Annotated in this window: 14 protein-coding genes; 2 read left to right on the top strand and 12 right to left on the bottom strand. The window is 57.8% G+C overall.

What is annotated here, in order from left to right; genetic code table 11:
* Positions 1-19 precede the first annotated feature (19 nt).
* The 8 genes from EL26_RS07980 to EL26_RS07945 form a co-directional block, all read right to left on the bottom strand.
* Entirely contained in the window at positions 20-1,663 is a 1,644-nt protein-coding gene (locus EL26_RS07980) for a hydroxysqualene dehydroxylase (protein WP_238546078.1), read from the bottom strand.
* A gap of 221 nt (positions 1,664-1,884) precedes the next feature.
* Positions 1,885-2,598 carry a DUF1028 domain-containing protein gene (locus EL26_RS07975; protein WP_238546077.1) on the bottom strand — a complete coding sequence of 238 codons (714 nt, stop codon included), beginning with the start codon at positions 2,596-2,598 and terminating at the stop codon, positions 1,885-1,887.
* 38 nt (positions 2,599-2,636) lie between these two features.
* Positions 2,637-3,695 (bottom strand): type 2 isopentenyl-diphosphate Delta-isomerase, encoded by a 1,059-nt coding sequence (gene fni / locus EL26_RS07970; RefSeq protein ID WP_038086494.1) that lies wholly within the window; start codon positions 3,693-3,695, stop codon positions 2,637-2,639.
* 34 nt (positions 3,696-3,729) lie between these two features.
* Complete coding sequence (gene rpsA, locus EL26_RS07965; protein ID WP_038086491.1) at positions 3,730-4,944, bottom strand: 30S ribosomal protein S1; 1,215 nt, start codon at positions 4,942-4,944, stop codon at positions 3,730-3,732.
* Between the two features lie 110 nt (positions 4,945-5,054).
* A complete protein-coding gene (locus tag EL26_RS07960; protein ID WP_038086488.1) occupies positions 5,055-5,663 on the bottom strand; it encodes a lysophospholipid acyltransferase family protein in 609 nt (202 codons plus the stop codon).
* A gap of 14 nt (positions 5,664-5,677) precedes the next feature.
* Positions 5,678-6,358 (bottom strand): (d)CMP kinase, encoded by a 681-nt coding sequence (gene cmk, locus EL26_RS07955; RefSeq protein WP_038086485.1) that lies wholly within the window; start codon positions 6,356-6,358, stop codon positions 5,678-5,680.
* Between the two features lie 178 nt (positions 6,359-6,536).
* Entirely contained in the window at positions 6,537-7,043 is a 507-nt protein-coding gene (locus tag EL26_RS07950) for a hypothetical protein (protein WP_038086482.1), read from the bottom strand.
* Positions 7,044-7,111: 68 nt separating this feature from the next.
* Positions 7,112-7,789, bottom strand: a complete 678-nt coding sequence (locus EL26_RS07945) for a flagellar brake protein (RefSeq protein WP_081857058.1) — start codon at positions 7,787-7,789, stop codon at positions 7,112-7,114.
* A gap of 158 nt (positions 7,790-7,947) precedes the next feature.
* Between EL26_RS07945 and EL26_RS07940 the strand changes: the two genes are divergently transcribed.
* Positions 7,948-8,664, top strand: a complete 717-nt coding sequence (locus EL26_RS07940; RefSeq protein ID WP_052036130.1) for an N-acetylmuramoyl-L-alanine amidase — start codon at positions 7,948-7,950, stop codon at positions 8,662-8,664.
* A 133-nt stretch (positions 8,665-8,797) separates the two neighbouring features.
* On the opposite strand, the gene ypeB is transcribed toward EL26_RS07940, so the two are convergent.
* The 4 genes from ypeB to EL26_RS07925 form a co-directional block, all read right to left on the bottom strand.
* Positions 8,798-10,123, bottom strand: coding sequence for a germination protein YpeB (ypeB, locus tag EL26_RS07935; RefSeq protein WP_038086477.1), 1,326 nt, complete (start codon positions 10,121-10,123; stop codon positions 8,798-8,800).
* Between the two features lie 24 nt (positions 10,124-10,147).
* A complete protein-coding gene (gene sleB / locus EL26_RS07930; RefSeq protein ID WP_038086474.1) occupies positions 10,148-10,927 on the bottom strand; it encodes a spore cortex-lytic enzyme in 780 nt (259 codons plus the stop codon).
* A 120-nt stretch (positions 10,928-11,047) separates the two neighbouring features.
* The gene (locus EL26_RS25805) at positions 11,048-11,212 is read right to left on the bottom strand and encodes a hypothetical protein (RefSeq protein WP_162835159.1); all 165 of its coding nucleotides are present in this window, start codon (positions 11,210-11,212) and stop codon (positions 11,048-11,050) included.
* Positions 11,213-11,310: 98 nt separating this feature from the next.
* Positions 11,311-11,997, bottom strand: a complete 687-nt coding sequence (locus EL26_RS07925; protein WP_052036129.1) for a PrsW family glutamic-type intramembrane protease — start codon at positions 11,995-11,997, stop codon at positions 11,311-11,313.
* A 129-nt stretch (positions 11,998-12,126) separates the two neighbouring features.
* On the opposite strand from EL26_RS07925, the gene EL26_RS07920 reads away from it, so the two are divergent.
* Entirely contained in the window at positions 12,127-13,104 is a 978-nt protein-coding gene (locus EL26_RS07920; protein ID WP_152559204.1) for an asparaginase, read from the top strand.
* The last annotated feature ends 17 nt before the right edge of the window (positions 13,105-13,121 follow it).

Genomic DNA, 13,121 nt, shown 5'->3' with positions numbered 1-13,121 from the left:
GTCCGGGAGCCGGCCCTCCCTAGAAAAACTTCCCGTCCCACGGCAGCCCTTCGTTGAAGCGCTTGCGGTCATGGTGACGGAAGATCGCAAACAAATCCGGTTCGTACATCGTAAAAATCTCGCACGGCTCGGCGTTCGATCCCGCACGGTTCAAAATCGAGTTCACCGCGCGGCGCGCCGCTTCGTTCGCGCCTTCCATCGTCGCGAGGTCCGTGTTCGTGCGCACATAGTCGGACGCGAGGAAGAAGTTCCGAATCTGAGTATACGAGTCCGGGCGCTGGTCCCACGTGCCCGCTTTGTTGACGAGCAGCGGTTCGAGGTTGGTTTCCACCTGCCCCGCCGGGTTTTCAAACTGAATGTCCGGGTCGAGGAACCAGTCGTGGAGCATCTCATCGCGCAGCAAGTCTCCGTTTTGGTTGATCGACCGCTTCATCTGTTCCCAGACTTCGTTTTTGATCTCTTCGGCGGTGCATTCCATCGCGGTTTTTCCATAGAGCACGCCGGGGGTCTCCCAATCGGATACGTCCACAGAGAGAATCCCCTTGACGTGTCCGTCGCCAAACTGGCTCATCGGGAAGTCCGGCCAGAACTGCGCTTGCGAGACGGCGGTCAACGCCCACGGTGCGTCCATGAACAGCAGATGTCCGTGCACGACGGGCAAGTCTTCCGTCAAGAAGTACTGGATGCCGTTCATCCACGCGACGGAGCTTGCCAGTTGCTTGATGTAGTGGAGCGTCGGGTCGGCGAGCAGCATCTCGTCGGTGAGCTTCTGCGCCATGATCTCCACCGGAAGCGCCGAGACGTAGTAATCGCCCTGCGCGATGAATTCCTGCCCGTTTTGCGAAATCGTGACGCCGGTGATTTCGCCGTTCTCGCAGTGGATCTGCTTGACTTCGGCGTTCATGTGGTATTCCACGCCGCCCTCGCGCAAGTAGTTCAGCCACGGCTCAATCCAAACGTCGTTGGTCGGGCCGTTGAGCAGACGGTCGTCGCCGACGCCCGGCGTCATCAAGTCGACGCAAAGCTGAGCAAACACGTTGCCGATCGTCTTGGCGCTCGCTTCGCGGGATTTCGCGGCGACGAGCACGCGGGTGGCGGCGGTCATGAAGTGTTGGAACGCCTCGGTTTGTTGCTCGGCGTTGACGAACTGCCACCACGGAACTTTTTCATACTCCTCGGTTTTGCGTTCGTCGCACGAGGTGAGCATTTGCCAGGTTTTATGAACGAGGTTGTCGATATCGGAGAGGGTCAATCCCATGTTGTTGTCAAACAGCGAGCGGAGCATCAATTTCATATCGGTGAGATTGCGCGGGAAGTTGTCGAGCGACACCACCATCGGGAGGTTGTCCCGCAACGTCGCCGTGCGGGTGGCGTAGACGAGGTTGTCGAACACGCCGTTGGCGTTTTGCCCAAACGGGATGCGCTTCATCGTGTCCGGAACGTGTCGGTAGAAGCCGGGGAAGAACCGGAAGCCGTGTTCGCCCGGCAAATCTGCACGGCGGCCGGTGCCGGTGCCCTTCTTGGGAATCGAGCGCGCTTTGCCGCCGGGGATGCCTTTGAACTCATACACCGTGACGCGGAAGCCGCGCTCCATCAATTCATGGGCCGCCGTCATCCCGGCAACGCCGCCGCCTAAAATTACAACCTGTTTCTGCATGTCCATCTGCTTTCTGCACCCTTTCCCCGTGTAAAACACATTCTGTCTATGATTGAAAGGCTTACAATTTACTTCAAATTCAGTTGGCCCCTAAGTAATTCGTTAGGGAAGATACAACCATCGTTTTGTTAGAATTAAATTGCATGTCGTACTTATAATACCACACATCTTCACTTGCGCCGACGACAAAAGTAACAAGAAAAAAAGCTGACAAGTCATTTGACCTGTCAGCTTTTTGGCTGATCCTGTGACGGCTCATCCGGTTTGGCGACGCCCTTCGGAATCGTGCCGGAGCGAACGCCTTCCACCCACTCGCGGTAGACGGAGAGCAAGCCGTTTTTGTGAATGTCGTAGAGGCGTCGGAGTTCCTTGAGCGGTTCGGGGTTGTCGTCCACGCGGATGTCCACGTAGGGAAAGTCCTCCGTGTCGACGACGAGCAGAGCGGCCGATTGCTTGCCCCGTTTGTCGCCGCCCGCGTGCTGCCCCGCTTCCAACGCTTGAATCAATCGCTCTTCAAACGGAGCCGTCGACGCCGAAAACGTCGCGGCGACGCCTTGCACGACTTCCGGTCCGGTCAGCAAGTTGCCTTGCACGGTGAAGTGATCTCCGACGACGTGTCCCGTCCAAGCGTTGGTTTCTTCGCCCGTGTACGCGGCGGCGTGGCCGTATTTGTCCACGATGCCGAGCTGCCGGTATCGGCGGCCGGGGTCTTCGGCGAGCAGTTGTTCCAGCGTCTCTTCCGCCGACAACCCGTGCTCCAGCAAGCGCAAGCCCTTCGGCCCCAAAGTCGGGTTCACCCGCGCTTGCGTCGCAATCGCGCCGACACCGGCTCTGGCAAACGGGCACAGCGAGCCGACGGCAAACGCCTTGGTCGTCACGGCGATCCCAAACCGTCCGGTCATCGGATCGCGGGCGACGATGGAGAAAGTGTTGAGTTCCACGCGAGACGTCCCCTTTCCTCTGCACGTTCTAACACACTCTAGAGCCCGCGCCTTGCGATTCGTTCGAGGTCGATGCCGCGCAGACGCGCCCATTCCGCCGTCTCTCCGCGCACGATCAGCGGACGTTCGCGCAATTCTTTGACGCAGCGGCAGGCTTGCAACGTGAAGATCACGCGCAGTTCCTCTTGCCAGTGCTCGATGATCTCGACGGCGGTGTCCACGCCGTACTCCATCATCGGGCGCAAGATCGCGCCGGCGACGCCGACCGCTTTCGCCCCGAGCGCCAAGCATTTCGCGGCGTCGAGCGCCGTCTGCACGCCGCCGGAGCCGATCAAGTCGAACTGGAAGACGTGCGGCTGCGCTTCGAGCAGCGAGACGGCGGTGGTTTGGCCCCACTCCCGCTCCAACTCCGTAAAGCGAAGCCCGGTGCGGCGGCGGTTCTCAATCGAGACGAAGTTCGTCCCGCCCATCCCCGCCACGTCGACGATGCGCACGCCGGCGTCGGCTAGTTTGCGGAACGTTTCCGTCGACATGCCGTTTCCGACTTCCTTGACGATCACCGGAACGGACAGCCCTTCGACCACCTCTTGGATGCTCTCCAAGATGCCTCGGAAAGAGCGGTCGCCCTCCGGCATCGTCAGCTCCTGCGCCGCGTTCAGATGCAGTTGCAGGAAGTTTGCGCCGAGCATGTCGACCGCGCGCTGCGCGTCTTCCAACGTGGCGCCCGCTCCTAAATTTCCGATCACGACGCCGTCCGGATTGACTTCGCGCACGACGGCATACGTGCGCACAAGCGACGGGTCTTTCAAGGCAGCGCGTTGCGATCCGACCGCCATCGCCAAGCCCGTGCGCTTGGCCGCTATTGCCAAGTTCCGGTTGATCTCTTCCGTTTCCCCCGCGCCACCTGTCATCGCGTTAATCAAAAGAGGCGAACTGAGACTCAGTCCGCCGAGGGTGGTCGCGAGGGTGACGTCCGCCAGATCGAAGTCCGGCAACGCGCGGTGTACGAACCTCAAATCCGAAAAGCCGTTGTGCAGGCTCGGATTCAACTCCAAGGCATATCGCACATGGTCCAACTTGCGCTGTTCAATGGACACGTCTCTCCCTCACTTCTCTAACACTTCTCTTCTCTTATTTCTTGAACAAGTCGCCGAACACGTCGCCCAGCGTCCCGAGGCCGGATTCGCCCTCGTCTTGGGTCGAATAGTTCATCGGCGCTCGGTCGCGGTTGTTGCGTCCGCCGCCGCGGCGTTCTCCACGATCGCCGCCGCGATCTCCGCGGTCACCGCGCGGTTCGCGCTCGCCGCCTTCGACTTCGCGAATCGACAGCGAGATGCGCTGTTCCGCTTCGTTGACGTCGAGGACTTTGACTTTGACTTCTTGGCCGATTTCCAGCACTTCGTCTGCCGTCGCCACGTGGCGGTTGGCAATTTGCGAGATGTGCACGAGGCCTTCCACGCCCGGCAGCAACTCGACAAACGCGCCGAAGGAAACGAGGCGCTTGACCGTGCCGGTCACGATCTCGCCCGCGTGGAACTTGTCGCCGATGTTCGACCACGGGCCCGGAGCGGCCGCTTTGATCGACAGCGAGATCCGTCCCGCCGACGGATCGACTTTCAGAACTTTCACGTTGACGGTGTCGCCTTCCTTGACCACGTCTGCCGGGGTGTCCACACGATGGTGCGCCATCTCGGAGATATGTACCAAACCGTCCACGCCGCCCAGATCGACAAACGCGCCGAAGTTGGTCAGACGCTGCACCGTGCCGGTCAAGACTTGACCCGGTTGGATCGCGTTCAAGCGGTCTTCCTTCTGCGATTCAAACTCCTGGTCGAGCACAGCTTTCGCGGAGAGGATGATCTTGTTGTCGTTGCGGTCGAATTCCACGATTTTGACGCGCAGGGTGCGGCCTTTGTAATCGCTGAAATCTTCGACGAAATGGCGTTCCACAAGCGACGCCGGAATGAACGCGCGCACGCCGAGATCGACGACGAGACCGCCTTTGACCACGTCGGCAACTTTGACTTCGAGCACTTCGCCCGCTTCGTACTTGCGCTCCAATTCGTCCCAGGACTTCACGCTGTCCACGGCTTTCTTGGAGAGAATCAGTTTGCCTTCGTCGTCGTTGATGCGCAGGACTTTCAGTTCGAGTTCGTCGCCTTCAGCCACAACATCGCGCACGTTGTCCACGCGCAGAACAGAGAGCTCGCCAATCGGGATTACGCCGTCATACTTGTAGCCGACGTCGACGAGTGCTTGACCGTCTTCGATCTTGGTGATCTTGCCTTTGACGATGTCGCCTCGTTGCAACGTGTTCAGGTCGAGATCTTTCATTTCTTCTACCATTGTTCCAACCTCCTCTATTTGGTGAAGCCTAAATCGCAGGTTATAACAAAGTAAAGTCACTCAGAGTCAATCCCAAAACTTGCTAGGTGTAGATGCGCTCCCTTAGTATGTTACCGCTTCGACACTTCCATACGATTGGCTTTTCGCAACTCGTCGATCGCATTCATGATGTCCTGGGTCACGAGAGCCAGCGTTTCTTTGGAAGACTTGCCTTCGCGGTACTTGCTGAGATCCAGCGGCTTGCCGTAGACGATGCGGATTTTGCGGAAGAGTTTGTACGAGCCGACGATGGCGATCGGAACGACGGCACAGTCGGAGCGCATGGCGAAAAACGCCACGCCCGTCTGCCCTTCTCCGAGTTCGCCGGTCTTGCTGCGATGGCCTTCCGGAAACAGCCCCATGCATTTCCCGTCTTCCAGCACTTTGAGCGCCGTGCGCAACGACTGGCGGTCGCCGGCGCCACGGTTGACCGGGAACGCGCCCCATGCGGTGATCAGATTTTTGACTACCGGGATCTTAAACAGTTCTGCTTTGGCCATAAAATGAACTTGCCGCTCCATCCCGCACCCGAGCAAGATCGGGTCCCAGTTGGAGATATGATTGGAGCAAAGCATCACGCCGCCGGACTTCGGGATGTTCTCTTGCCCAATCGATTCATATCGGTTGGTGAGGGTCAACAGCCCTCGAAAAAACGAGCGAAATAGGCGATATAGCATCATGGATATGACGGCTCCTAAGACTTCTGTGCTTGGGCAGACGTGCAGATCGACTGAATCTTGGCAATCACTTCGTCGACGCTCATGCCGGTCGTGTCCACCACAACCGCATCCTCTGCCTTCACCATCGGCGAATGTTCACGCGATGCATCGTACTCATCGCGGCGTTGAATGTCGTCTTGAATCTGTTGGAGATCGCATTGCACTCCCTTGCCGAGCAGCTCCTGATAGCGGCGGTTCGCTCGCGCTTCCACGGAAGCGGTCAGCCAGATCTTCACATCGGCGTTGGGCAAAACGACGGTCCCGATGTCTCGTCCGTCCATCAATACGCCCGTGCGCGACGCGATGTCGCGCTGCAGGTTGACCATCGCAATCCGCACGCCCGCAACCGCGGAAACGGCGGAGACGTTGTTCGTCACTTCAAGCGTTCGAATGGCGTCTGTCACCTCAACCCCGTCCACAAAAACCGCTTGCCCTTCCGGACGCGGTTTGAAGTCGATCCGGATGGAATTCGCCAAATCGGTGAGCGCTGCTTCGTCATGGAGTGGAATTTCTCGTTGCAAGGCCTTCCAAGTGATCGCCCGGTACATCGCGCCCGTATCGACATACGCTACCCCGAGGGCAGCGGCGACACGCTTGGCGACGGTGCTTTTCCCCGCACCGGCCGGACCGTCGAGAGCCACGCGTAATGTGTTCATGAGTTCAATTGCCTCCCGCTCTCGCAACACGTTTGAAGTTGCTACAAATAGACAAAAAGCAGGCAGTCGCCCGCTTGATGCACCTGTATGTACTTCAGACATCCTCAAGTTCAGGACGGTGTGACGCGACTGTTAAATTGTATTTCGAATTTCTCTAATTGATAGTACCAAAAAGCCCCTATTTCATCAAGTGAATCGGACCGACTTCCGCCGCCCGGTCTTCGTTGGATTCGACGAGAGTTCCCGGCACCGGATAAGAAATGCTCGGGTTGTTGTGGTCGACTTGGAAGCGGAACACCCCTTCCACGCTCGACGAATCGACGGTGAGGAGGTCGCCGTCCTTGACGGGAACAGTGACTTCCGGCTGCAAGAAATTGGCGACAGGGACGCCGTTGAGTTTGACCCAAATGCTCGGCATCGCTTGCTGTTGGTCGACGTTGGTGATCGTGACTTTCGTAGTCTCTTCGCCCTGCGCCGCCGTCGGCATGACGCTGCCGGTTTGACGGGCTCCCTCCAGCCGGTCGGTCATGGAAAGCAACTGGCGCCCGCCCGGGAACGCCAACAGAACCTGCGCGACCAGAATCAGCAAAAAACCAAGCAACACGATGCGGGCCAACGGCCCCTCCAACTTGCCGTAAGCTTTCAAAAAGCGCTCTTCATAGGAAAGACGCCGACGTTGTTCCATCTTGTACCACCCCCGGTTACATCTCATCCTATGCCAGTCCCGAGGGTTTCATACTCGAAGCGCAAACTCTAACTTCCCAATACGCCCTTCTCGCGCATCTCGATTTGGCGTTTGAAAGAATACTGCACGATCAACTGCCTGTCGTTCTCTTGCAATTCATAGTACTTCAGCGACACGGTTTTGTAGCCGGCGTCGGTCGGCGGCGAAATCCGAATGACGCGCGCCTTGCCGACGATGTCGAAGCCCTTGCCTTCAAGGTTCATGCGAAAACGGAATCCGATGATGTCGTTGGCTTGCATCGGCAAGTCGGTCGGGATGATAAACGCCAAGCCTCCGCCGGAGATATCATGCCCGCGCGCTTTGGCTGTGATGATGTTCTTCGAAATCGAGTCCAGATAGACCAGTTCAAGCTCCAGATTAAACGGCACCCGCAAAAATTCGCGGCGCTGCTGGCGGTGTATGTCTTCGAGTTTCGGTTTTTGCAAGGCCAAGAGCTCGATGTTGCGCTTGTCCCGACCGACGACTTGGGTGACAAACGCGCACTGCGCGCCGTCTGCCGCCCGGTATTTGACCATCACGGTTGTCTGATCCGGAAGTGTTGTCGGGTGTTTGTCTTCGGGCCGGATCGGCATGTCGATAAAAATTTTCGTCTTCTCCATGTCCTGCACGCGTGCCGAATACCGTCCGGTGTAATAACCATCCGAAATTTCAAGGTTAATTTTCTGCCCAATAACTGGGAATGCCATATCAATACCACGCTCCGGTGAAACGACCTATGAAAAGTATATAACATTTTCATCTTTGTATCTACCTTATCAGAGACGGAGAGACAAACATCCGCATGTTTCGGACGACCCCCGAATAGAGTGTACAAAACTCTGTGGTCGGGGAGGTTCATGGTTCCATGAAGCGACAACGCGCGTTTTTTCATACTTTGCGGCTGCCTCGGTTTCGTCGCATCACCCTGCCCCTGCTCTTGTTGCTGGTGTTTACGGCAACTTCCTATTCGCTGGTCGGGCGGCAGACGGCGACCGTTCCGCTGCCGGGCTTGGTGATGATCGACGCGGGTCACGGCGGATATGACCCGGGGGTCATGTCGAACGGAATTTTGGAAAAAGACATCACGCTGGCGATCGCCAAGCAACTGCAAGCCGCTTTGCAAGCGCGCGGCATTCCCACAGCGATGACGCGGGACTCCGATATCGATTACGCCGATTCCGGGACGAAAGGCAGTTCGTCGAAACGCTCCGATCTTAACAAGCGGTTGGAGTTGACGGAGATTCAGCAAGCGACGGTGTTCGTTTCCCTGCACATCAACAACTCCACCCTCGCCACGCGCGGAGGAGCGGAAGTTTTTTATTCGGAGCAAAACGAAGGCACCGCCGAGCTCGCCGCCGCCGTGCAGTCGGAACTGCATAAAATTCCGCAGATGTCCAAGCGCGACGCCAAGCCGGGGAAGTATTATCTCTTGCGCAACCAAGAAATCCCCAGTCTCATCGTCGAATGCGGGTACTTGAACATCGCCGACGAGCGGGCAAGGCTCAATACGGCGGACTATCAGAAAAAACTGGCGGAGGCGATCGCCAACGGCCTCGACAGCTGGCTGCAAAAAAACAAATAGAATCACGCAAAAAGAGGGTTCCCCGCAGGGAGCCCTCTTTTGACAGAACGACTTGCATGAACACTCGTGCACCAATTTCGCAAAGCGCAGCTTCCCATGCAAACGATGCCGCGCTTTGGATGCGTTTTTCCCGTTACATCTTCAGCTTCTCCACGCCGACTTCCTTGCCGTCGACGGCGCTGATGTAGATTTTGTACGTGTCGTTGTCCATGATCCCGACGAACTCGTAGCAAAATTGCTCGCGGTTTAACTCGTCTTGGATGATGGCGCGGTTGGTTTCTTGGATCGACACTTTCGGCGACACGAACTTTCGCGCTTGTGCTTCCGTCAGTTTCGCTGCCGGAATTCGGCGGTTCGGGCTCTGGTTGAACGCATAGTCCTGCGCCACCAATCCGACCACAGAACCGGTATCGAGCGCCACTTTCACCGTCGTGCGCTCCGGGTAGATCAACACGCCGTTCGTCGACGGCACGATCTCAAACACCCCTACGTTGTCGTATTGGTCGGTGCGGATGATCGTGTTCCCGGTGATTCCCTTCGACTTCAAGTACGCCAGCGCTTTCGTGCCCGCTTGGTCGAGGTCGATACGGGGATCGCCGACAGCGCGGTTGTCCATGTAGTTCGTGATGTGGCCGCCCTTCGCCGTCACCGTCAGATACACTTGCCCGTCCTGCGGCAGTTTGGCGGTGACAGAATAGGAAGAGTACGGCGTGCCGGAGCCGTTTTTCTGCGCGACGACTCCTTGGGTGTTCGGAAGGCCGAGGAAATTCGCCGCCGCTTGCGCCGCCCCGTCGGCGTCGACCGGATTGCCTGTGAGTTTGTTCTCATCCGTGGCGTTGCGCGTGCGCAGCCCGGTGACAGTCGGTCCGAACGTGAGCGGTTTTTCGCTTTTCACCTGCTTCTCCATCGACTTGAAGCCGTCGACGATCACGTTGTCCGTTTTCTTATCGGTCTGCGCGAGGGCGAGTTCGGCGTCCATCCAGCGCAGGTTTTTGGAAATGACCGCCGATTGGAGCGCCGACAATTGCTTCTCCAAGTTCTTCGAGCGGGTGTACATCTGGTTCAGCGTATTCCATTGATCGTCGGTCAGCGGCTTGTTTCCTTCGTTGTGCACCGCCACTTGGTAGGAAAAATTGCTGACGTCGTTCAAGAAGTTCATCGTGTTGTTAAACGGCATCAACGACAGCGGCAGTTCGCCGACATCGCTGCGCGCTTGTGCCGACAAGCGCCACACTTCCGTAAGCGAGTTGGTCGCTTGCAGCTTGGAGTTGACTGCCAGTGACTTGCCGAGCTCGTCTTGGAGCAAGTTCATGTTGTCGCTCAGCGTATGGAACGCGCGTTGGTACTGGTTTTCCGCTTTTACCAACAACGCCTGTTTCTCGCGATGTTCCCGGTAGCCCCAGAAGCCGGCGACCACCAGCGCGAGGACGACGACAAACGATGTGATTCGAGAAAACATACGTACACTCCCTCCTTTCCAGCCCTAGCGGCAGAAGATGTGGCGGCCGATTCGTTTGATCTGCGGGCGCGACCAGATCCATTTCGACGTGGCCGTCGCCGGGTTGAAGTAGTAGATCGCGCCGCTGGACGGGTCCCAGCCGCGCATCGCGTCGTTGACCGCTTTCTTCGCCGTGGCGTTCGGGGACAGCCAAATCTGGCCGTCCGCCACCGCAGTGAACGCGCCCGGCTGGAAGATGATGCCCGGAATGTTGTGCGGGAAGTTCGGGTTCTCCAAGCGGTTCAAAATCACCGCCGCGATCGCGACTTGCCCGACGTACGGTTCGCCGCGCGACTCGCCGTAGACGGCGTTGGAAATCAGTTTCATGTCGTTGGCCGAGACGTTGCGCCCGCCGTACGAAGCGGTCGGCGTGGACGAGACGGACGCCGTATGCTTGGAAGCCGCCGCCCGCCCTTGCGCGTACGGGTTGTATCCCCGTGAAGCCGCCACCAGTTTGGTGCGCGTCGCCGGCCCGACCTTGCCGTCGATTTTCATGCCGAACTTGTACTGAAAATTGCGGACCGCCCAATATGTACCCCATCCGAACGCTCCGTCGATCTTGCCCTTATAGTAGCCGATGTACTTCAATCTTCCTTGCAGTTCACGGACGTCGGTACCGGTGCTGCCCTTGACGAGCGTGCGGGTTGTGAACGCAGACTGGTAGGTGTTTGCGCCCGAACGCTCCAGATTCGGTTCGATCGCCACACAAGCCATGGCCGTCGCCACAGTGACCGCTGCCGCCAGCAACCTCCACTTTTTCCTCATAGTACCCCCTCCATCTGTGTGAAATCGGTGTCCTTGTCTTATTGTGGAGACGGCGGGGGAGAACTATCCAAGGAAAAAAAAGGGAGACCCCCAAGCCCCGGGGTTCTCCCTCTCTCGTCCTTAGACGAGGGTTTCGATATCGAATGCGTTCTCGTTGTCGCACAAGCAACGCTTGAAGCCTGTGTCGATCTGACCGCGAAAGTCGCGCGATCCGCGCAAGATGAACGACTCTCCGCAATTTTTGCAACGAATGTGAACCTTGACGCGGTCCGTTTGTTCCGGCATGGTGTCAACCTCCCACTGATCGCGAGTTTGCGCTCCCTGACTAGAGTTCCCGCTCAAATTGAAGTGATGACAACCAGTTTTCACGCGTCTCGGTCGAATTATACATCCCGCACATTCTCTTCCAACGGTTTAAAAGGCGATCTCTCCTGCGCTTGCCGCACTTTGCGCAGCCCGTTGATCCAAAGCCCCACCATAAACGGCACGGTCAACGCGACCAGCCAGGTCTGGTTGGAGATCAGCAGCGAATCATACGTGCTGTGAATCAACCACGGCGAACCGAACGCCAAGAGCCCGTTGATCCAGCGCTTGCGGGAGGTGTCGGCAAACTTCGCTTTGCCGAGATAATAGCCCATGATCACGCCGAACAGCGCATGACCCGGCACGGTGAACAGCGTGCGAAACGCCACGGCGTCCCAGCCGAGCGAGAGGACTTTGATGATGTTCTCCACCGTCGCAAACCCGAGCGACGCGGCGACCGCGTACACGATGCCGTCATACTCCTCGTCAAACTCACGGTGGCGAACCGCAAACCAATAGGTCAGCAGAAACTTCGACAGCTCCTCCACAACGGCCACCACCAAGAAGGTGTGCGCATACGGAGAAATCATATAGTTATCGACCCAATGAACAAAGTACATCACCGGCAACGCCGAAACCATCCCGACAAAAAACAACAACCCCACCAGCCGAAGCGGCTCGGTGTCGTATCGATCTCGAATATAAAAATAAGACAACAGGGCGAGTGCAGGTGCAACTGCACACCCGATCAAAAGAAATACGTTCAAGGCAGACCCCTCCCCATTGACTACATTCTTGTCCGACAGGGCAAACTCCTGCTTTGACACAGTGTGCAAGAGCAGGGCATAATATCCAAAGAAGTTCTGTATGCAACGCACGAGAGGTGGAACAAATTCGTGAAACATATACTTGTGATGACAACCGGCGGCACCATCGCCATGATCGAAGACCAAGAAACTCAGACGGTTCGTCCCGTCGCCAACGCAGCCGACCTGACGCAAGCCGTCCCGAAACTCGCCGAATACGCGCGCGTTTCAGTAGAAGCGTTCAGCAACGTCCCGAGCCCGCATTTGACGACCCGGATGATGAGCGAGTTGGGCCAAGCGGTGCTCACGCGCCTGCAGCGCGACGATGTGGACGGGCTCGTGATCACGCACGGCACCGATACGTTGGAAGAAACCGCGTATTTCCTCGACTTGATTCTCCCGCCGGGCAAGCCGGTCATCGTCACCGGCGCGATGCGCTCGTCCAATGAGCTGGGCGCGGACGGCCCGCTGAATCTGTTGAATTCCGTCCGTACCGCCGCTTCCACCGACGCCGTCGGCCAAGGCGTTCTGGTCGTATTCAATGACGAAATTCACGCCGCGCGCTTTGTCACCAAAACGCACACGTCGAATGTCGCCACGTTCCAATCCCCGACGGTCGGCCCGATCGGCTTCCTCGACAAGCGCACCGTCCAGATTCGCCACATCCCGAAACCGCACGCGCACATCCCCGTCCACGACCTCGTCCCCGAAGTCGGCCTGCTGAAGATGGCGGTCGGGATGGACGATCTCTTGATCAACTGCCTGCTCGACAACGGAGCCAAGGGCTTGGTGATCGAAGCGCTCGGCGCCGGGAACGTTCCGCCGGGCGTAGTGCCGGGCATCAAGCGCGCTCTGGCGGAAAACATCCCCGTCGTGCTCGTCTCCCGTTGCTACAACGGCATCGTGCAAGACGTCTACGGCTACGAAGGCGGAGGCAAACACCTGCTCGATCTCGGCGTGCTGTTCTCCAACGGACTGAACGGGCAAAAAGCGCGCATCAAATTAATGACCGCGTTGAAGGAAACACACGACGTGCAGGAACTCAGCAAATACTTCGACCTCGAATGATACCATATCTGCAAGCC

This window comes from Tumebacillus flagellatus (assembly GCF_000714935.1).
Taxonomy (GTDB): domain Bacteria; phylum Bacillota; class Bacilli; order Tumebacillales; family Tumebacillaceae; genus Tumebacillus; species Tumebacillus flagellatus.
Note: the sequence above shows the minus strand (reverse complement) of the source record. Positions and strands in the feature narration are given on the sequence as shown.